Source organism: Paenibacillus sp. NN59 (assembly GCF_057597225.1).
This window is the reverse complement of sequence record NZ_CP199678.1, coordinates 4,523,842-4,543,900: the sequence shown is the minus strand read 5'-3', so window position 1 is coordinate 4,543,900 and position 20,059 is coordinate 4,523,842. Positions and strand designations below refer to the sequence as shown.

The 20,059-nt window shown below is 43.5% G+C and carries 19 protein-coding genes; 16 read left to right on the top strand and 3 right to left on the bottom strand.

Annotation, left to right across the window (positions count from 1 at the left end; all coding sequences use genetic code 11):
* Positions 1-3 precede the first annotated feature (3 nt).
* The 6 genes from ACT89M_RS19940 to ACT89M_RS19915 all read left to right on the top strand — a co-directional run bounded on the left by ACT89M_RS19940 (position 4) and on the right by ACT89M_RS19915 (position 4,842).
* Positions 4-504 (top strand): hypothetical protein, encoded by a 501-nt coding sequence (locus ACT89M_RS19940; protein WP_154888630.1) that lies wholly within the window; start codon positions 4-6, stop codon positions 502-504.
* Between the two features lie 187 nt (positions 505-691).
* The gene (gene typA, locus ACT89M_RS19935) at positions 692-2,539 is read left to right on the top strand and encodes a translational GTPase TypA (protein ID WP_090923779.1); all 1,848 of its coding nucleotides are present in this window, start codon (positions 692-694) and stop codon (positions 2,537-2,539) included.
* A gap of 55 nt (positions 2,540-2,594) precedes the next feature.
* A complete protein-coding gene (locus ACT89M_RS19930; RefSeq protein WP_222592167.1) occupies positions 2,595-2,792 on the top strand; it encodes a hypothetical protein in 198 nt (65 codons plus the stop codon).
* Positions 2,793-2,848: 56 nt separating this feature from the next.
* Positions 2,849-3,145 (top strand): YlaH-like family protein, encoded by a 297-nt coding sequence (locus ACT89M_RS19925; protein ID WP_090923778.1) that lies wholly within the window; start codon positions 2,849-2,851, stop codon positions 3,143-3,145.
* Between the two features lie 90 nt (positions 3,146-3,235).
* Positions 3,236-4,294, top strand: a complete 1,059-nt coding sequence (locus tag ACT89M_RS19920) for an LCP family protein (RefSeq protein WP_154957772.1) — start codon at positions 3,236-3,238, stop codon at positions 4,292-4,294.
* A gap of 95 nt (positions 4,295-4,389) precedes the next feature.
* Positions 4,390-4,842 (top strand): pyridoxamine 5'-phosphate oxidase family protein, encoded by a 453-nt coding sequence (locus tag ACT89M_RS19915; RefSeq protein WP_090923776.1) that lies wholly within the window; start codon positions 4,390-4,392, stop codon positions 4,840-4,842.
* 7 nt (positions 4,843-4,849) lie between these two features.
* Here the strand turns inward: ACT89M_RS19915 and ACT89M_RS19910 are convergent, their stop codons facing one another.
* Complete coding sequence (locus tag ACT89M_RS19910) at positions 4,850-5,506, bottom strand: YhcN/YlaJ family sporulation lipoprotein (protein WP_154888075.1); 657 nt, start codon at positions 5,504-5,506, stop codon at positions 4,850-4,852.
* A gap of 227 nt (positions 5,507-5,733) precedes the next feature.
* Between ACT89M_RS19910 and ACT89M_RS19905 the strand changes: the two genes are divergently transcribed.
* Positions 5,734-7,068: a PhoH family protein gene (locus ACT89M_RS19905; protein WP_090923774.1), complete on the top strand. Its 1,335-nt coding sequence runs from the start codon at positions 5,734-5,736 to the stop codon at positions 7,066-7,068.
* 244 nt (positions 7,069-7,312) lie between these two features.
* Complete coding sequence (locus tag ACT89M_RS19900) at positions 7,313-8,584, top strand: ABC transporter substrate-binding protein (protein WP_154888077.1); 1,272 nt, start codon at positions 7,313-7,315, stop codon at positions 8,582-8,584.
* On the opposite strand, the gene ACT89M_RS19895 is transcribed toward ACT89M_RS19900, so the two are convergent.
* Entirely contained in the window at positions 8,581-9,660 is a 1,080-nt protein-coding gene (locus ACT89M_RS19895; protein ID WP_154888079.1) for a hypothetical protein, read from the bottom strand. The two genes, ACT89M_RS19900 and ACT89M_RS19895, sit on opposite strands and share 4 nt — an antisense overlap.
* Before the next feature lie 178 nt (positions 9,661-9,838).
* The gene (locus ACT89M_RS19890; RefSeq protein WP_090923772.1) at positions 9,839-10,075 is read right to left on the bottom strand and encodes a DUF2626 domain-containing protein; all 237 of its coding nucleotides are present in this window, start codon (positions 10,073-10,075) and stop codon (positions 9,839-9,841) included.
* A gap of 313 nt (positions 10,076-10,388) precedes the next feature.
* Between ACT89M_RS19890 and ACT89M_RS19885 the strand changes: the two genes are divergently transcribed.
* The 8 genes from ACT89M_RS19885 to bshC all read left to right on the top strand — a co-directional run bounded on the left by ACT89M_RS19885 (position 10,389) and on the right by bshC (position 20,029).
* Complete coding sequence (locus ACT89M_RS19885; protein WP_090923771.1) at positions 10,389-11,039, top strand: RsfA family transcriptional regulator; 651 nt, start codon at positions 10,389-10,391, stop codon at positions 11,037-11,039.
* Between the two features lie 165 nt (positions 11,040-11,204).
* Complete coding sequence (locus ACT89M_RS19880; RefSeq protein ID WP_154888081.1) at positions 11,205-12,176, top strand: ketopantoate reductase family protein; 972 nt, start codon at positions 11,205-11,207, stop codon at positions 12,174-12,176.
* Positions 12,176-12,550 carry a DUF3397 domain-containing protein gene (locus ACT89M_RS19875; protein WP_253492593.1) on the top strand — a complete coding sequence of 125 codons (375 nt, stop codon included), beginning with the start codon at positions 12,176-12,178 and terminating at the stop codon, positions 12,548-12,550. Before ACT89M_RS19880 ends, ACT89M_RS19875 begins: the two co-directional genes overlap by 1 nt.
* A 150-nt stretch (positions 12,551-12,700) precedes the next feature.
* Positions 12,701-14,401 (top strand): peptide ABC transporter substrate-binding protein, encoded by a 1,701-nt coding sequence (locus tag ACT89M_RS19870; RefSeq protein ID WP_154888085.1) that lies wholly within the window; start codon positions 12,701-12,703, stop codon positions 14,399-14,401.
* Positions 14,402-14,592: 191 nt separating this feature from the next.
* The gene (locus tag ACT89M_RS19865) at positions 14,593-15,525 is read left to right on the top strand and encodes an ABC transporter permease (RefSeq protein WP_154888087.1); all 933 of its coding nucleotides are present in this window, start codon (positions 14,593-14,595) and stop codon (positions 15,523-15,525) included.
* Between the two features lie 47 nt (positions 15,526-15,572).
* On the top strand, positions 15,573-16,454 hold the full coding sequence (locus ACT89M_RS19860; RefSeq protein ID WP_373323256.1) for an ABC transporter permease: 882 nt from the start codon (positions 15,573-15,575) through the stop codon (positions 16,452-16,454).
* A gap of 17 nt (positions 16,455-16,471) precedes the next feature.
* On the top strand, positions 16,472-18,241 hold the full coding sequence (locus ACT89M_RS19855) for an ABC transporter ATP-binding protein (RefSeq protein ID WP_487344784.1): 1,770 nt from the start codon (positions 16,472-16,474) through the stop codon (positions 18,239-18,241).
* A 156-nt stretch (positions 18,242-18,397) separates the two neighbouring features.
* Entirely contained in the window at positions 18,398-20,029 is a 1,632-nt protein-coding gene (bshC, locus tag ACT89M_RS19850) for a bacillithiol biosynthesis cysteine-adding enzyme BshC (protein ID WP_308722817.1), read from the top strand.
* The last annotated feature ends 30 nt before the right edge of the window (positions 20,030-20,059 follow it).

Here is a 20,059-nt window from a genome sequence, read left to right as displayed (position 1 = left end):
GTGATTATAATGAAGAATGAAAGAGCGATCGGATTATTTATTGTAGTTGCTGGTCTTGTCATTTTGCTCGGTAAATTAGGAGTGTTTGGGTTTATTGGTCGAAATTTCTGGCCTCTGTTGCTATTGCTGCCAGGTATTGCTCTTTATGCATTGTTTTATGCCCGAATTGCGCCGTCCTGGTCGTTAATGCCTGCGGGAGTTCTCACGGTGTATGGTGTACTGTTCAGCATAACGAACATATGGGGAGCCGGGCTAATGAGAAATTTGTGGCCAATCCTATTGCTTGGAATAGCTGTCGGCTTGCTTGGATATGGTGCAGTTGAGCGGCGAAGACCCGAATTTGTCTATCCTGCTGCCCTAATTATCGGAGCGGTATCCATCGTATTGTTGGCGTTTACGCTGTTACAGACAGGGATCATTTATGTACTTGCTGTTCTGCTTATTTTGGGTGGAGTCTGGTTGCTTGCTGGGCGAGGGCGTATAGGCCGAGGCAGGGGATGGTAAACATCTCCGGTCTTAACCAATGGAGTTTTCGAGCGAAATATCTTGATTTTTACCTATGATAAACTATAATATAAGGGATATAGACATGCGTCGGGTTATCACCGACGCTTATTTTGTGAGTAACCTGCGATTTTGCGGGAAGTTTAGTAGATAAGAATTGAAATTGGAAAGGATATGGATACAAACCATGCATTCAAGAGAACACATTCGCAATATTGCGATTATTGCCCACGTCGACCACGGGAAAACAACACTCGTCGACAAGTTGCTCCAGCAATCCGGTACATTCCGTGACCACGAGACTGTACAGGAGCGCGCAATGGACTCCAACGATTTGGAGCGTGAACGCGGTATTACGATTTTGGCCAAAAACACGGCTATAACGTATAAAGATTACCTGATTAACATTGTAGATACACCTGGACACGCCGACTTCGGTGGTGAAGTAGAACGTATCATGAAAATGGTTGACGGCGTATTGCTCGTTGTTGACGCTTATGAGGGCTGCATGCCACAAACGAAGTTCGTACTTCGTAAAGCACTGGAGCACAACCTGACTCCAATCGTAATTGTAAACAAAATTGACCGTCCAGCGGCTCGTCCGGCTGAGGTTATTGATGAAGTACTTGACCTGTTCATCGAACTGGGTGCCAACGATCAACAACTTGAATTCCCTGTTGTATATGCTTCCGCATTGAACGGAACATCCAGCATGGAAGACGATCCTGCCAAACAAGATGACAACATGATGGCGATCTACGATACCATCGTAAGTCATATCCCTCATCCAACAGAGAACGTTGAAGAGCCACTGCAATTCCTCGTTACGCTGATGGACTACAATGAATACCTTGGACGTATCGCTATCGGTCGTGTAAACCGCGGTGTGATCCGTCAAGGCCAATCCGTTACTGTTATTATGCGTGATGGCAAAAGCAAAACAGCTCGTATCGAGAAACTGTTCGGTTTCCAAGGTCTGAAACGTGTAGAGACAGAGGAAGCTGGCGCAGGTGACATCGTGGCGATCGCAGGTATTAAGGATATCAACATCGGTGAAACGATTGCTGATCCGAACAACCCTGAAGCTTTGCCGGTTCTGAAAATTGATGAGCCAACACTGCAAATGACATTCCTCGTAAACAACAGTCCATTCGCAGGCCGCGAAGGTAAATGGGTTACTTCCCGTAAACTGCGCGAGCGTTTGTTGAAAGAATTGGAAACTGACGTATCTCTTCGTGTAGAAGAAACAGAGAGCCCGGATGCATTTATCGTTTCCGGACGTGGTGAACTTCACCTTGGTATCCTGATTGAAAATATGCGTCGTGAAGGATATGAGCTCCAAGTATCCAAACCAGAAGTTATCATCAAAGAAGTTGACGGTAAGAAAATGGAGCCTGTTGAGCGCTTGTTGATTGACATCCCTGAAGAAAGCATGGGTTCCGTCATGGAGAGCCTGGGCGCACGTAAAGCAGAGATGGTTAACATGATCAACAATGGTAGCGGTCAAGTCCGTCTGGAGTTCCTGATTCCTGCACGTGGTCTGATTGGTTATAGCACGAACTTCCTCACATTGACTCGTGGTTATGGCGTAATGAACCATGCATTTGACAGCTACGCTCCAGTCGTATCCGGTCAAGTGGGTGGACGTCACCAAGGTGTACTGATCTCAACGGAAACGGGTACATCTACATTCTACGGAATGATGGGTGTTGAGGATCGTGGTACGCTCTTCCTTGAGCCTGGAACAGAAATTTACGAAGGTATGATTGTTGGTGAGCATACACGTGACAATGATATCGTTGTTAACATCTGTAAAGAAAAACAACTGACTAACGTTCGTTCTTCCGGTAAAGATGATACGGTTAAAATTAAAACGCCAATTATCTTCTCGTTGGAACAAGCGCTTGAATATTTGAACGATGATGAGTACTGTGAAATCACGCCGAAATCCATTCGTCTTCGTAAGAAGCTTTTGAACAAATCCGAGCGTGAGCGTGCAGAAAAACAACGCAAAATGGCTCAAAATAACGCGTAATACCCACTACTCTAAGAGATACAAAAGTCAATGTTTGAAGGGACATTATTGCACGATGGAACGATTCCTGTCTCTCGCCACGGTAGTGGAGGGAGAGGAATCGATTCTGCAGAAGCGAAGCGTTCGCCTTTGTCCCCGAATTTCAACACTTGATAGAGTGTTCACAGAAATTCGGGGACAACAGCGATCAAAAGAACGATCCGATCTCGGAACGGTCGAACGAGCGACGAAGAATCTCATTGTGCAGCAGTAAAGTCCCGCCAATGGTTGAGTTTTGTACAGCATGATCATGAAAGGAGATGCCTTAACATGCAAGCATGGTTTGCATCACACCCGATCATCGCCTATATCGTCATCTTTGTACTGATTACTTACGTGTATAACAAGGTCTTTCGGGTACGTCAGAAATTGCCAATCGGTAAGGAAATTGTGTTGTATATCTTGATGGCGATGGGTACGTTCATGCTTCTTATTTTTCAGATCGATAAGTTGCCCATCATTCAATGTTTGTTGGTAGCTGTAGGTCTGATGTTGTTAGTGCGCGTGCGTTATTTCGTTGAAGGTCGTCAAAAGAAAAAAGCGGAAGCTTCCGCTCGAAACTCATAATGCTGTCTATGCATAAACACATCCGTTTTCCCTTGGGAAAGCGGTTGTGTTTTATGTAGACCAAACAGATGTGATAAAGGTGTTGAGAACATGACTTCAAATTCAAACGGACTGCCTCCACGAAGACAACCTTCGAATGCATCCGGTAATTCAGGCAACAAGAGCGGTAAGGGTAAGGCGCCGAAGAAGAAACGTATGCGCGCATTCTTCAGGGTGTTCCTCAGCCTGCTTGTGATCGGTATTCTGGTCGGTGGGGGATATATGTACTGGCTATACAACCAAGTTGCGAATACGGGAATAGATAAACCCGTTCCTCCAGGCATGTCGGCTACAACCAAACCGCTTACGATGTTGCTGCTTGGTACAGATAATCGTCCCGAAACAGGTACGTTTTTATCAGATGTTGTGATGGTTGCTGCACTTAATCCGAATACAAAGACTGCCACCGTGGTATCTTTACCGCGTGACACGCGTATTCAGCTGGACGGATATAAGTCGAACAAACTGAACGCCTATTATCCGCGGTTTAAAACACAAGAAAAAACATCTGGCAAGAAGGCAGAAGACCAGATGAAGGATATGATGGGTAAGTACCTCGGTGTGGATATTAACTATACAACTGTTCTTAATTTTCAGGCTTTTCGTGATGCGATAAACGCTGTCGGTGGAGTAGATGTTACGGTGGATAAAAACATGTGTTACCGAGATACGGCTGACAATACAGATATTAATCTGAAGGCAGGAGCTCAGCACTTGGACGGAAAAGAAGCACTTGATTTTGTTCGCTATCGTAAGTCCAACTGTAAGCCAAAGACGGCGGAGTCCAATGATTTTGATCGGAATAAACGTCAGAGCCAGGTAATGAATGCCATGCTGGATCAGATGAAGTCGCTTGGCGGAATCACCAAGATTGGCAAAGTGATCAGTGCGGTAGATAAAAATATGACCACGGATGTGGAATCCGAACAAATGAAAAACTTTATAGCAACCTATTGGAACATTTCCACCGCAGATGTACACTTTACTCCGGTTACAGGGGAGTGGAGAAGTCCTTATGTATATATCAATGAGACAGAATTGGCCAATGCCAAACAGGCACTGCAAGATACACTTTCAGGTAAAGTCACAGCGTCATCTCCAAAAGAATAGCAATCGTTTTGGGGATTGGAAGCTCGGTTCGCGGTGTGATATAATAACATCAACCAAGATGAGAATTGCATAAAGAAGGTTAGGGGGCTGGTTGAATGTCCGAAGCCGTCACACAGTTAACAGAATCGCTTTTACAGCAATTTAAAGACGAGACCTTTGTGCTTCTTAACACCGTGGATGTGGAATCTGGAGGTCCGACTTCTACAGCAATCTCCTGGATTTATGCTGAAAATGCATCAACTTTTCGTTTGGCGATTGATCATCGTTCCCGTCTGGTAAATAACATGAAACACAATCCGCTGGTTACAATTACTGTTTTTGGCGAAGAAATGGTGTATGCAGTCAATGGACGTGCTTCCGTGCAACAAGATCCATTGCAAGACGTACCCTTTAATATGTGCTGTTTCGACATTCGAATTGAAGCGGTGAGGAATGCGTTGTTTTATGGCGCTCAACTGTCCTCTGTGCCTCAATTTGTCAAAATATACGACCAACGTGCTGCTGAGAAGCTCGATGAGCAAGTCTTTGCGGCCATGAAAAAAGCCTAGTGAGAGATCACTGGGCTTTTTGTTGTCTTTTTTCCGATGTGTGTTGTTGCATGTACTGATCCTGGGCAGGTTCATCCGGGTTTTGACGAACTTTGACGTCTTTCGGAAGCTGTGGAATGATACGGCCTACCATATCGGCAAGTTCTGAAGCAAAACCGGAAATGGGATGGCCCTTACGAATATGCTCACCAATTTCTTTGATACGCTCCGTGACATCAGCATCGGCGGTTACGATGGAATCTACACCTTCCGGATCTTTGCGCAAAGCTTCTGCAACGGCATACTTAATGGTGCCAACGCGTGCCCGTTCGAGATCACCATCAACATCAATGCCGACAACTGCTGTGTTGCCGAGTATAACGCAGTTAGCATCCTGTACACCCTCAACTTGCTTGGCGAGTGCTTTGAGGTGACTCACTCGTTTTTTATTTGTCATTCGGCCCATTTCTGTATCATCCGCACCATTGAGATCATGTACCTCGCCCGTATTTTCGTTGAAGTGATCTAAGCGTGAAGGATTCATTCGATCTTCTTGCTGTGTTGTTATGTTTCCTCCGTAACTTCTAGGATGCATCTCATGCGGTTCCTGTGAAGCGTTACGTGTAGAAGTATTACAGCCGGTAAGAACAAAGATTAGAAGCAGCGTGCATATCCCCATTTTCATAAATGTTCATCCTTTCTTGGAGTTTTTCAGAATGGTTGACAATTATTTTGCCCTAGTCGAATACATTTATGTATGGGAGCATGATTGTCCATGCCGCTGCTGAAGATCACACGATCAAGATGAACTCGGGAATGAGGGGAAACGGAAGGCTCGTAAGAGCAACTTCGTCATTCCCGAGAACACGTTCCAGCCCATGCCTTTAACGACGCCGCTTTGGAGGGGATTGAATGAAAAAGATTTTTGTATTGGATACCAACGTGCTTCTGCATGACCCCAATGCCATATTTGCCTTTGAAGAACATGAGGTAATCATTCCCGCGGTTGTACTGGAGGAGATTGACTCCAAAAAAAGAAATGCCGATGAGATCGGCCGTAATGCACGCAACGTGTCCAGACTGCTGGATGGACTCAGGGAACTGGGTCACTTGCACAGTGGCGTACCTCTTGCGAATGGAGGCAATCTAAAAGTTGAGCTTAATCACCGCAGTTTTGTGAGAGTTCAGGAAATGTTCGGGGAAGTGTCCAATGACAATCGAATCTTGGCCGTCGCGCTGAATTATCAGATTGAAGAGAATGAAAAAGAAGTGGTGGAGCGACAAGTTGTTCTTGTCAGTAAAGACGTTCTGGTACGGATCAAGGCGGACGTACTTGGACTGAACACACAGGATTACTTATCGGATCGGACTGCTGGGCTTAGCGAGTTGTACCCTGGATATACAGCGCTGAAAGTTCACCCGTCTGTCATTGATGAGTTTTACACATATCGTTTCTTGCCGATCAAACCGTTGCAATTGTCCTATTCTCTCTACCCGAATGAATTTGTCATTCTGAAAGATGAGATGGGTACGAACAAATCCGCTTTGCTTAAAGTGAATACTGAAGGTACAAAACTGGAGCCATTGTTCCTCAGTAATGATAATGTCTGGGGGATCAGCGCCCGAAATGCACAACAACGGATGGCGCTGGAGCTTCTGCTGAACGACGATATTCCGCTTGTGACGATAACGGGTAAAGCTGGCACGGGTAAAACACTGCTCGCCTTGGCAGCAGGATTGCTGAAAGTAGAGGATGATCACAAATACAAAAAGCTGCTGATCGCGCGTCCTGTAGTACCTATGGGCAAGGACATCGGGTATTTGCCAGGGGAAAAGGAAGAGAAGCTTCGTCCGTGGATGCAGCCGATCTATGATAATCTTGAATTTTTATTTGATACGAAAAAGGCCGGAGATATAGATAAAATACTGATGGGTCTCGGCAGTATCCAAGTTGAAGCACTGACGTATATCCGCGGAAGATCGATTCCCGGCCAATTCATCATTATTGATGAAGCTCAGAACTTGTCTCGTCATGAAGTAAAAACGATCGTATCCCGGGTGGGGGAAGGTAGTAAAATTATTTTGATGGGTGACCCTGAGCAGATTGACCACCCTTACCTGGATTCCGCAAGTAACGGATTGACCTACATTGTCGAACGTTTTAAACAAGAGGGAATCAGTGGGCATATTATGCTTGAAAAAGGAGAACGTTCCAAGCTGGCACAGCTTGCGGCAGACTTGTTATAACAAGAATTTGATTGTAGATAGCTGGATTTATTTCCCGGAAAATGTTTTAAAGCAAGCCGACTTTTAAAGTCGGCTTTTTTTGCTGAAAAAATTAAAATCAAATGTTATACAGAACTGGATATGCTCTTAATATGCAAAATACAAGAAAAGTGTTTTTTGGCAGGGTAGGACAAGAGCACTACATATTTGTTACAATAATGGTTGCGAGAAAATATAAAACAAGTTATTTCAAGGGGGAGAGTGAATGAAGCGTAGACATCAGGTTGTTTTATTTGCAGTTTTACTGCTTTCGCTAACCATCCTTTCACCTAGCTTTGATTTTAGAGGTTCGCAGCATAATCAGGGACGAAATCAAGAGAAAGATACATACACGGGTGTTTCATCCCGTAATGAGGATACAAGTGCCCCTCTCGATGTATTGGTATCTATGTCAGAAGAGGAGTTTGCGTCTTTTCAAAAAGTGGCTAAAGAAGTAGCGGCTTCTATTTATGTTGAGGTTAATCTCCGCAATGTGGAACCGAAGGAGTATAAAGAGGTGCTGGATCGGGAGTTTTCTTTGGGAGAGAACGGAGATATTATTTTATTGGATAGTGACCAAGTACAACATTATGCCAGAAAAGGATATTTGCTTCCTTTGAATGCGACAACGCTTTCCAAAGCTCTTGGTGATTCAGCTGCTGAGTTGCGAGGAATGACAGAGTGGAATGGATATCAATGGGCAATGCCCTTTGATGTAGATCCTTATGTGATGGGAATAATACCCTCATACTTGAATGAGGCTGGATTGCAGGGCTTTCCACAGAATAGGGAGCAATGGTCCAAATTGATCAAGGAATCTCAAACAAAGAGCGCACCTTTGATTTCGTTAAATATAGATGATATTTACGAAGCAAGTGCGTGGTTGAGTTATTTGCCGCCAGGAATGAGTCCCGACCAGATACTAACCATGCAACTTACCTCTATGACAAATGAATTTCAACAGGGGGTAAGCTTACTCGGCGAGCTTCAACCCCATATTGTGACTATGTCAGTAGATCCAGTATTATCTGCTTCGGATTATAAGGTGCAAACTCCGATGTTTGTATCTACACTATCTCGTATTTTACATGCAGATGAGGTTGCCAAAGGTCGGGGGACGTTTAGTTCACCTGTCTCTTTGCAGGCTTTGCGGGCGGTAGAATCCAGAAGTCTGGTCATTACAGCAGGAACTACGGAAGCCGATGCAGCAAGTCGGTGGATTGAAGGCATGGCTTCGGCAGTAACGCAGAAAAAGTGGTATAAACAAACCAAACGTTTGCCTGCAAGACAACAAGAGAGTGAGAAGGAAGTTGGGGAGGTTAGAAGTCGGTACAGTATGGTTCTAAATCAACCCTGGTTTGGCAAAGAGTCTCCGGTACAATGGATTGAAAACAAAACGATGATCGAACGTTTTCAAAAACGGGTTCAACAGGTTCTCGAAGGGGAGATCAGTGCTGCCCAGTATGTGAGCAGCATCAGAAAAACGGTTAACCCCTAGAATGAAATTGCTAATTTCACTTCCAAAACCCCTTCATCTGTAGAAACATCCGTAGCTTTGACAAAGGACAGAATTTTTTGCGGATAAAAACCGAGATCAAACTCTTTCTCCAACATGTTGCGTGTTGTGTCAGGCAGTTCAAGCTGATTGAACACCAGCTTATCCACATGAAAACGAATTGAATTTTGCGGTTCGTTCTCGACCGTATAGTGACCTTCAATGCTTAATTGCAACTGATCACGCTTACCCGAAGCTGTAATTTTATTCGAATCAAATGTGAACGCAAAATCGTTAAAAATTTCATTTTGTGAACGCAGAAACGTATTTAGTTCGTCCTGAGCAATACGAATGGTATAGGTTGTTCCTGTGGTGGATATCGCTCCGTTTTGTTTTTGTACAAAATCAGGCAAGTTTTGCATGGCTGACGCCAATGCCTTGAAATAACGTTTTACCTCGTAAATGCCCACGTTCTCCCAATACAGCGTTAATTCATTCATTAATTTTTGAATAGCTGCCGCGTCACCGCTGGCGGTTATTTGCTTATCCACTTCTTTTTGCAGCAGGGCCACCCTTGTTCGCTGGTTTTCCAGATTGGTTTTCATCTGGGTAAGCTCCATAGAGGTTTGGCGGATTCGATCAGACGTATGTTGCAATTCATTATAGCGAGTCTGATACTTGTCCAAAACAGCTTGATCTTTACCAATGATGATTTGATAGTAGTCATATAGAACAAACAAATCCTTAAATGATCTTGCTCCAAGCACTGTCATGAGCAGGCTATCGCGCTCTCCTGTGTAATAGGATCTTACGACAGCTCCGGCCCGTTCTTGCTGGATATGTATTTCCTTTTCCTGTTGTAGCAGTTGGGCAGATAATGTCTCATGTTGCTTGGCTAATTGCGTCTGCTGTTCACTAATACGTTTAATTTCATGATCAATCTCTACAATAGATAATGTTTTTTGAAGAATGGCTTGCGTGTCTTCGGGCGAAGTCTCTCCATAAACGTATGATGAGGCGGATTGCACAAACAATATGATAATGAACAAGATGGCGATTAGGCCATATCGATGCTTCACAATCATTCTCCTTTCTTTCATCCTTGTAAAATCATGCAGATGAGAACTCTTCCAAACAATATATGAAATCCATACGAAAAATATCCTTAGTGGTTACATACCATTATATCTTCATATGTAATCTGACAACAAAAAAACAATCCGACAAGAGCCGGATTGTTTTGATGCTGCTGGCGGATTAGAGCGGCAGTCCCATTTGAAATACAGTCCAGTAGCTGAACCCTGTGAACGTTACGATCATATAACCCCAGAAGAGCAATATATACGTACGTTCTGTAAACTTCAAGTATCCCAAAAGGACAAAAAACGCAGTCTGCAGGAAGAAAAGCAAAGCCATTTCAACTAAGTCTCCTGCAAAAGCCATCAGGCCAATCGCAAGCGTGAAGAACCCGAGTACCCGAAACATGCGTGCCACGGTAAATCCTCCTCTCTTATGTACGTTCATAGATTGTCTACATAATATTATACCGACAAAGGAAAAACGTGTAAACAAATTTGGGTATGAAAGCGAATTCTTTTTTTATTAGCTTAGGATTAAAGTGTTCAGAATTATACCGATCACGTATGAGGGAACCTGAATGTGGAAATACATTTTAGTATGAAATCAATTCTATGAACTCTATGAGAGGCATAAGATTGAGTAAAGCAACTTTTATACCTAATTCACATAACGGGTTACCGGTTATGGGGACGGTTATTTCAGGATGGTGTTAGGAGGGTATTATAGCATGACTGCAGTGAGACAGGATGCTTGGAGCACAGAGGATGATTTGATTTTGGCAGAGGTTACATTGCGTCATATTCGGGAAGGCAGTACGCAGCTAGCCGCTTTTGAAGAAGTGGGAGAAAAAATAGGCAGAACTTCGGCCGCCTGTGGGTTCCGTTGGAACAGCTGTGTGCGTAAGAAGTATGAATCAGCGATCAGCAATGCTAAAGCACAAAGGCAGAAGCGGAGCTATCTTAGAAAACAGCCGGCAATGCTTGGTCCACAGGTTGCTGCACTGGCAACATTAGACGCCGAGGAAGGTCTCTTTAAGACGGAAGGTGTGTCAGATGAAACCCTATCTATGGATGCGGTCATCCGTTTCCTAAGGCAGTGGAAAGGAACTGCACAGGAGAGCAATCGTCAGCTTAAAATGCTTGAGAAGGAATTGCGTGAGAAGGAAGACGAATTGCTTGAATTACGTTGTGAGAACGACCGACTTTCCAAAGAAGTTAATGAGGTTCAAACCGATTATCGTGTCGTGAACGATGATTACAAAGCATTGATCCAGATTATGGATCGTGCACGCAGGCTTGCTTTTTTATCCGAAGAAGAAGAAGAACTCAAGACAAGGTTCAAAATGGATGCTAACGGAAATCTGGAACGAATCGAGTAGCGATATTCAAAATTAAAGTAACCTTGTAATATTTGCCCGCCAAACCTCCGTAATCATACGGCTGGTATGACGGGTTTTTAGTTGTGTGCATTTTGTACTATTATAGAAGAAGATTTTTCGGTTTGATTCAAAAGGTACAGGAAATGACCAGAACAGGGGGATCAGATGATTATAGATGTAGTAGGAGCAGGTTCGCTAGGACTTCTATATGGAGGGAAGTTGCAAGCATCGGGTGAAAGAGTACGTTTTTGGACTAGAACATCAGTGCAGGCCGATCAGCTTAAACGAGACGGAATTAGGATTACCGAGAAGGATGCGGAAATTCACATCAGGCCGTACGAGATTCAAGCTTACCCGATATCCCAACTGGCGAATCATTGGAACAAGACACCTGGAGACTGGATGCTGCTTACTGTGAAGCAAACTCATATTAATGATTTTATTGAACAGGCAGCAACGTTAACGTTAGAGATACGGCAGCCATTCAAGATTGCTTGTTATCAAAATGGTCTTGGTCATCTGGAGAAGCTACAGGCTGCTTTGCCGAGTGCATTGCTGTGCAGTGCGATTACAACCGAAGGGGCTAAACGTACCAAGGGTGAGGTGAACCGGGCAGGTTACGGAAAAACACATTTGGGCCTGAGTATGAGTTTGGCGAAAATGAACGTGGGAATAATAGATGAACAACAAATATTTACTTTAGCCAGGGTTGTGCAACAGGCAGGATTTGACTGTACAGTGTCGAATGAAATCGATAAGCTGATATACAGAAAACTGCTCATTAATGCGGTTATCAACCCGCTTACGGCAATATGGAGAATCCCCAATGGTGAATTGCTTCACATGAAGGAACGAGTTAGCATTATGCACCAGTTGTATGATGAGGCAATGACCGTGTATGGAGCTATGAACGTACAATTGGAAGGCGATTTATGGGATCAAATTCAGGGGGTATGCCGCGACACTGCTTCGAATACGTCCTCCATGCTGGCAGATGTACTACATAAACGCATAACAGAGGTTGAATCAATTAACGGATCAATTATCAGAATGGCAAAGGAGTTCAATCTGAAGGTACCTACACATGAAATGCTTTTTCATTTGATTCAAGGGATGCAATCAGAAGGGGTGAGTTAATGGGGTTTTTCATCGTATTGAGTTTATTGCCCTTTTTTCCTTTTTTACTCGTGTATTGGGGCATGATGGTATGGAAGAAAGATAAGGCGATTGCATTGCGAGCAGCTATGGACGTCACTACATTTTTCCTTATTTTCTCCGTGTCTGCGTTATTCAACTTAACATTTGATTCGAATTTTGGTTTTTATCTGACATTAATACTCATACTAATAGCGCTTGGTTTTATCGGAGGTGCGCAAAATCGACTAAAAGGAAAGGTCGATGGGGGAAGAATGTTCCGGGCCGTATGGCGCATATCGTTTGTGATGATGAGTTTTGGATATGTTTTGTTTACTTTATTTGGATTATTTAGATACATTATGAATCAGATGTGAGGTTACATAACGCAAAATCCCGAAAAAATGTGGCGATTTTGTCGAAAACTGAAAAAAACATTACTTTCTGAAAAAGTAATGTAGATTTTTTTGACCGGTGGTTGTATAATCTATAAACATAAACCACATCAATTTAGGGGGAAAAGTTAGATGAAAAGGAAAAGTCTATTAGTCCTTTTGACGCTGATCTTGGCGTTCGGTACCGTACTTGCAGCGTGCGGATCGAAAAATGAAGGCACAGGTACCACACCAGATAACAATTCTGCAAGCGGAGAAAAGGGTCTTGCCAAAGATCAAGTTCTGAAAATTAACTTGTCAGCTGAACCTCCTACGTTTGACCCGGCTCAAGCCAAAGACAGCCAAACTAACACAGTTTTGAAATTCTTGTATGAAGGTCTTGTACGCATCGATGAAAACGGCAAAGAAGCTGCTGGTGTTGCTAAAGACTGGAAAATTTCTGAAGATGGTTTGAAATACGTGTTCAACCTGAACCCAGATGCAAAATGGAGCAACGGTGATCCTGTAACGGCTGAAGATTTCGTTCGTTCTTGGGAACGTGCTTTGAAACCGGAAACAGCTTCTCCTTACGCATACCAATTGTACTACATTAAGGGTGCTGAAGGCTTTAACATGAGCAAAGATGCAAACTTCAAAGGTACTAAAATCACTGATTTCTCCCAAGTAGGTGTGAAAGCTACGGATGAGCACACACTTGAAGTAACTTTGGAAAACCCAACTCCTTACTTCTTGGGTCTGACAGCATTCTATACGTACTATCCAGTACACAAATCTGCTGACACTAACGATAAATTCTTCTCTGACTTCAAAAACATGATCGTTAACGGACCATTTGTAATGGATCAATACGCTAAAGGTCAAAAAATTGTTGTGAAGAAAAACGATGGTTACCATGCAGCATCCGACATTAAATTGTCTGAAATTGATATGTCTTTGACAAACAGCAGTGCTTCCGAACTGCAAGCTTACAAATCAGGACAATTGGACTACACAGGTGCACCTAACGGTGAGATCCCTTCTGACCAAATTCCTTCTTTGAAAGCTGAACTGCCAAACGAGTTTAAAGCTACTGGTATTGCAAGTACTTATTACTACCAGTTTAACGTAAATGAAGCACCGTTTAACAACGCTAAAATTCGTAAAGCATTTGCAATGTCCATTGAGCGTCAACTGATTGTTGATAAAGTAACACAAGGTGGACAAATTCCAGCATTCGGTTTTGTACCTCCTGGTATCCGTGGTGAAAAAGAAGAATTCCGTACGGAGCACAAAGATGATTACTTTACTGAAAATGTAGATGAAGCTAAAAAGTTGCTTGCTGAAGGTATGCAAGAAGAAGGTTATACTACTCTGCCTGCAGTCACTTTGATCTACAACACAAGTGACGGTCACGCGAAAATCGCTTTGGCCATTGCTGATATGTGGAAAAAGAATCTTGGTGTTGATGTGAAAACAGAAAACCAAGAGTGGAAAGTCTTTCTGGATAACCGTCAGAAACAAAACTTCCAAATCGCTCGTGCGGGCTGGTCTGCGGACTACAACGATCCGTTCAACTTCTTGGAAATGTGGAAAACTGGAAACACAAACAACGACTCTAAGTTCAGCAATGCACAGTATGATAAAGACCTCGAAGATACTGTGAAAACAACAGATGTAGCTAAACGTATGGCTGCTTTTGCTGATGCAGAAAAAGTTCTGATTCAAGATGAAATGGGCGTAATGCCAGTTTACTACTACACTAACGTATCTTTGACTAAGCCTTACCTGAAAGGTGTACAACTTGATTTCAGTGGAGCAATTGACTTCACTCGTGCATATCTGGAAGAGAAGTAAGTTTGTTCTGAAGTCTAATATGATTGCTTCGGGATATATATGTGGAATTCCATATATATCCCGATTTTTTTGTATGTGCGTTGATTTTCCTTATAATTCTTGAAATTTCCGATAAATGGATTGGACTTTATTGCGGTCTGATTCTACAATCGATTTGTATACAAAATATTGTTTGTGGAGGTGTGCAAGGGTTGGTTAAGTACGTTTTGAAAAAACTGCTATTTATGCTGCTATCGCTTTTCATACTCGCATCGATGACTTTCTTCCTGATGAAAGCCATTCCTGGTGACCCTTTTACATCGGAGAAAAGAGTATCACCTGAGATTCGGGCCCTTCTTGAAGAGAAATATGGTCTGGACAAGCCGATGTATGTACAATACTTCAAATACATTGGTGATATTGTACAAGGCGACTTTGGGGTTTCGATGAACTACCTCAACCAAGGTGTCACAGACATGATTACGAAAACATTCACAGCATCCTTGAAAATTGGTATTTTTGCGATCGTTATTTCCATTATTGTAGGGGTTCTGCTGGGACTTCTTGCAGCAGTGTATCATCGCAAACTAATTGATGATGTAACGATGGTTCTTGCTGTTATCGGGATTGCTGTACCAAGCTTCTTGCTCGCATCCTTATTGCAGTATGTGTTTGCATTCAAACTCGGATGGTTCAACGTTATGGGCTTTGATGGTCCGCTTGACTATGTGCTTCCGGTTGCCGCTCTATCTGCATCACCAATTGCCTTTATCGCACGTCTAACGCGTTCAAGCATGCTGGAAGTTCTACATGCAGACTACATTAAAACCGCGAAAGCTAAAGGTTTGAAATGGCCTGCCATCATGTTTAAGCACGTTGTACGGAACGGTATTTTGCCAGTTGTTACGTATGTAGGTCCAATGACCGCTAACGTTATCACAGGTTCTGTTGTTATTGAGCAAATCTTTAACATTGGCGGAATCGGTAAAGTGTTTGTGGAGAGTATCACAAACCGTGACTACACCATGATTATGGGGATTACTATTTTCTACGGTATTCTCTTGATGTTTGCACGTTTCCTTACAGATATCGCTTACGTATTGGTAGATCCTAGAATTAAGCTGGAAAGCCGGAAGGGGGCATAACGTTGTCTGGCACGAATAATAACAATAATGGAACGGCGAACACTGACCTGAACAGTCAGGCAGCGGTGAAGCCGCAAGAAAGTATTTCCCTTTTTAGAGACGCAATGTACAGACTGGCAACGAATAAAGCTGCAATGATTAGCCTTAGTGTGCTGGTGCTTGTTGTACTGTTTGCTATATTTGGACCAACTTCTTTGTTTACGAAGTACAATTATTATTCTAATGACTTGCTTAATTCGAATGCTGCTCCCAGTGCGGAACACTGGTTCGGCACGGATGATCTGGGTCGTGATGTATGGGTAAGAACATGGGTCGGTGCACGTGTTTCCTTGACTGTAGGTCTTGCTGCGGCCCTGATTGACCTTGTGATCGGGGTTATCTACGGTGCGATCATGGGTTACTATGGCGGACGAGTTGACGGAATTATGAATAAGTTTTCCGAGATTTTGTACTCTTTGCCTTACATGCTTGTAGTTATCCTGTTGCTGGTTGTTTTGGAGCCAAGTCTTACAACGATTATTATTGCGCTTACCATTACAGGCTGGATTAGTATGTCATGGATTGTACGTGGTGAGATTATGCAACTGAAAAATAGAGACTTTATCCTTGCTGCAAGATCGATGGGTGCAAGTACTGGACGTCAATTGTTCCGCCACTTGTTGCCAAATGCGGTTGGACCGATTATCGTTACATTGACATTGTCTATTCCAAATGCGATCTTTGCAGAAGCGTTCTTGAGCTTCCTCGGTCTGGGTGTATCTGCACCAAGATCTTCCCTTGGATCCATGATTAACGATGCACTTACAGGCTGGACACTGTATCCATGGCGGATGTGGTTCCCGGCTGGTTTGATGGTTATTACAATGCTTGCATTTAATTTGCTCGGTGATGGACTGCGGGACGCACTTGATCCGAAATTACGTAAATAGAAAGAGGAGGTGGGATTATGGAGCCGATTTTAACAGTCAAAGACTTAAGTGTATCGTTTTCGACGCGCTCGGGTGAATTTGATGCCGTTAAAAATGTGAGTTTCGAAATTGGCAAAGGAGAAACACTGGGGATCGTAGGTGAATCCGGTAGTGGTAAGAGTGTTACCGCCCAGACGATCATGAAATTGATCCCTTCCCCGCCTTCGAAGGTTAAGAGCGGAGATATTACGTTTCACGGGCAAGATTTGCTGAATAAGACAGATAAACAAATGGAAGCCATTCGTGGTGAAGATATTGGTATGATCTTCCAGGATCCAATGACTTCCTTGAATCCTACGATTAAAATTGGTAAACAGATTACCGAAGTATTGCGTAAACACCAAAACATGTCCAAGCAAGCAGCGAACAAAGCTGCTCTTGAGATGCTTGAACTTGTAGGAATTAAAAATGCAGCGATTCGTATGAATCATTATCCGCACCAATTCTCTGGTGGTATGCGTCAGCGTGCGATGATTGCAATTGCACTTGCTTGTCGTCCATCTTTGCTGATAGCAGATGAGCCGACAACGGCACTCGACGTTACCATTCAGGCACAAATTCTGGATGTCATGAAAGACATGCAGAAAAAGCTTGGTACATCCATTATGCTGATTACGCATGATCTTGGCGTTGTAGCCGGCATGTGTGACCGTGTGGTTGTCATGAAGGAAGGCGAAGTTGTAGAAACAGGGACAACAGCTGAGATTTTCAGTAACCCACAACATCCTTATACGATTAAATTGTTGAACGCTCTCCCGCGTCTGGACGAGCCGAAAAAAGAAAAGCCAACTCCGGCTGGTATTGTCAAAGGAAGTAACAAACCTTTGGTTCAAGTGAAAAATCTGAAACAATACTTTAACCTTGGCAAAGGTAACATCCTTAAAGCTGTAAACGATGTGAGCTTCGACATCTTTGAAGGAGAAACACTTGGTGTTGTAGGTGAGTCAGGTTGCGGGAAATCGACGACTGGACGCACCATTCTGCGCCTTTATGAGCCAACTGGCGGAAGTGTGAACTTCAATGGTACGGATATTTACAAATTGTCCCCACGCAAGATGAAAGAAATGCGTAAAGACATGCAGATGATTTTCCAGGATCCGTATGCCTCACTGAACCCGCGTTTTAACGTTATGGATATTATCGGAGAGTCTTTGGATATTCACGGGCTGGCAACAAGCTCTAAAGAGCGTAAGAGACGTGTAGAAGAGTTGTTGGACCTCGTAGGTCTTAATCCAAGTCATGCTTTGCGTTATCCGCATGAATTTTCCGGTGGACAAAGACAGCGGATCGGGATTGCGCGTGCTCTTGCTGTTGATCCGAAATTTATCATCTGTGATGAGCCGCTTTCTGCGCTGGATGTATCCATTCAAGCTCAGGTCGTTAAATTGCTTGAGGAGTTGCAGCAACGTCTCGGATTGACGTATCTCTTTATCGCGCATGACTTGTCCATGGTTAAACATATCAGTGACCGTGTTGCGGTTATGTATATGGGTAAAGTGGTAGAATTGGCCGAGAGTGAAGAACTGTACGCGAATCCAATTCACCCATACACCAAAACATTGCTTTCTGCGATCCCTGTTCCGGATCCGGAAGTAGAAGCAAATAAACGCCGCATTTTATTGCCAGATGAACAATCTGGACCAATCCAGAATGCTTCGGGCGGTCCTAAAAATGATCCGTATAATTTGGAAAATGCTCAATTGATTGAGGTTTCCAAAGGACACTGGGTTTCAGAACCTTACGTATAATAGTTTCGAAAAACGAATATGCTATTATATACATCATAACCGCCGATTTAAATCGGCGGTTTTTTTCATATATTTGTGACTTTGTTTTGACGAAGAGCTACTGAATTCGGTACAATCAAGGAAGGCTCTTTAGAAGCAGAATAGGAGGCAGACCTCATGAAAGGGATCACCGAGGCGCTCCGCAGCGGATCAAAGCTTGCAGAGGATTATCTCTGTACGACAGATGCTGCGCGAAGCCTTTATGAATATGACATTCGCTGGGAAAACGGCCTCCACGCGCGTGCTGAATGGCTGAAACAATCGGAGCATACACGTGTTGACCGTCATGAACTGGCGGCGTATTTACGTTTATATAATAAGCGAGTAAATGATCATGACAAGGTTCATGCTTCGATTACCCGCCTAGTTGAAGAAGATGCACTCGTCGTTACAGGTGGACAACAGAGTGGCTTGTTCACCGGACCATTGTTTGTGATATACAAAGCAGCCAGTGTGGTCGCCGCTGCGCGTGAAGCTGAACAGCAATTGAAACGTCCTGTAGTTCCAGTGTTCTGGATTGCGGGAGAAGACCATGACTGGGATGAGGTAAATCATACGTATTTGCCTGATAAGCAAGGACAGATTCACAAAGTTAAACTGCAAGGGCATTTTAAAGGTAAGGATTCGGTAAGTTATGTGGAAGTAAAGTGGGATCAGTGGGAAACGGTGTTGAATCAAGTGGAACAATTATTGCCTGATACCATGCATAAGCCTGGATTAATAAAGCTGATTACGGAAATCCATCAGTCAAGTACAAATCTAAGTGATGCGTTTGCCCGAATGATATCGGCCTTGTTTGCAAAGACTGGACTGGTACTCATGGATGCTGCCGATCCTGAATTGCGTAAGTTAGAAAAGCCCATATTCGAGCGGTTGATCCGGAAGAATGATTCGTTGCGGGAAGCCTATTTACAAGGAGCATCGCTTGTAGAACAAGCGGGTTATTCGACATCAGCAGAAGTGGCGGAAGATGGGGCCAACCTCTTTTATATTCATGAAGGCACCCGTTTGCTTTTGATGCTGAAAGATAACTTGTATCAGGATCGTAAGGGGTTAGTTTCCTTTACAGAAGAACGTTTGTTACAAGAATTGGAAGATCACCCTGAGCGTTTTAGTAACAACGTACTCACCCGTCCTTTGATGCAAGATTCATTGTTGCCTGTCGCTGCAGTTATTTTAGGGCATGGAGAAATTGCATATTGGGGTCTTACACGTGAGGCGTTCCGTACTTTTGGGCTACAAATGCCGATATTACTGCCTCGTCTATCCTTCACGATTATGGAGGAAGTGCAACACAAATATATGAAACAATACGGACTTTCTTTCCAGGATGTACAGAACCAACTGGAAGAAAAGAAAGCACAATGGCTAACGCAGCAGGAAACCTTCCAAGTTGATGAACAATTCACGCAGATCCGTGAGCAGTTTATGACGCTCTATCGTCCGCTATTGGATCAGGTTGCAGAAGTGCATCCCGGATTGAACCGGATTGGTGAAGCGAATTTAGCCAAAATGAATGAACAGATTCAGTATCTGGAACGTCAGACTCGCAAGGCAATTGAGGATAAACATCAAGTGAGTTTGAGGCATTGGAACGGTATTCAGAATGCTCTATTCCCAATGGGCAAACCCCAGGAACGAGTACATAATGCACTCTTTTACCTGAATCGTTATGGAACGGACTGGATTGAGGAATTGATTAAAGCATCTGCTGAATTCCGGGGCGAACACAAGGTTATATCCTTGTAAGTATCTATTTAGACTATATTGATCTTTATA

Bases quoted from the DNA above. Each gene is read 5' to 3' on its own strand.
- typA (WP_090923779.1), top strand. From the start codon at position 692: ATGCATTCAAGAGAACACATTCGCAATATTGCGATTATTGCCCACGTC.
- ACT89M_RS19930 (WP_222592167.1), top strand. From the start codon at position 2,595: ATGGAACGATTCCTGTCTCTCGCCACGGTAGTGGAGGGAGAGGAATCG.
- ACT89M_RS19925 (WP_090923778.1), top strand. From the start codon at position 2,849: ATGCAAGCATGGTTTGCATCACACCCGATCATCGCCTATATCGTCATC.
- ACT89M_RS19920 (WP_154957772.1), top strand. From the start codon at position 3,236: ATGACTTCAAATTCAAACGGACTGCCTCCACGAAGACAACCTTCGAAT.
- ACT89M_RS19915 (WP_090923776.1), top strand. From the start codon at position 4,390: ATGTCCGAAGCCGTCACACAGTTAACAGAATCGCTTTTACAGCAATTT.
- ACT89M_RS19910 (WP_154888075.1), bottom strand. From the start codon at position 5,506: ATGAAAATGGGGATATGCACGCTGCTTCTAATCTTTGTTCTTACCGGC.
- ACT89M_RS19905 (WP_090923774.1), top strand. From the start codon at position 5,734: ATGAAAAAGATTTTTGTATTGGATACCAACGTGCTTCTGCATGACCCC.
- ACT89M_RS19900 (WP_154888077.1), top strand. From the start codon at position 7,313: ATGAAGCGTAGACATCAGGTTGTTTTATTTGCAGTTTTACTGCTTTCG.
- ACT89M_RS19885 (WP_090923771.1), top strand. From the start codon at position 10,389: ATGACTGCAGTGAGACAGGATGCTTGGAGCACAGAGGATGATTTGATT.
- ACT89M_RS19880 (WP_154888081.1), top strand. From the start codon at position 11,205: ATGATTATAGATGTAGTAGGAGCAGGTTCGCTAGGACTTCTATATGGA.
- ACT89M_RS19875 (WP_253492593.1), top strand. From the start codon at position 12,176: ATGGGGTTTTTCATCGTATTGAGTTTATTGCCCTTTTTTCCTTTTTTA.
- ACT89M_RS19870 (WP_154888085.1), top strand. From the start codon at position 12,701: ATGAAAAGGAAAAGTCTATTAGTCCTTTTGACGCTGATCTTGGCGTTC.
- ACT89M_RS19855 (WP_487344784.1), top strand. From the start codon at position 16,472: ATGGAGCCGATTTTAACAGTCAAAGACTTAAGTGTATCGTTTTCGACG.
- bshC (WP_308722817.1), top strand. From the start codon at position 18,398: ATGAAAGGGATCACCGAGGCGCTCCGCAGCGGATCAAAGCTTGCAGAG.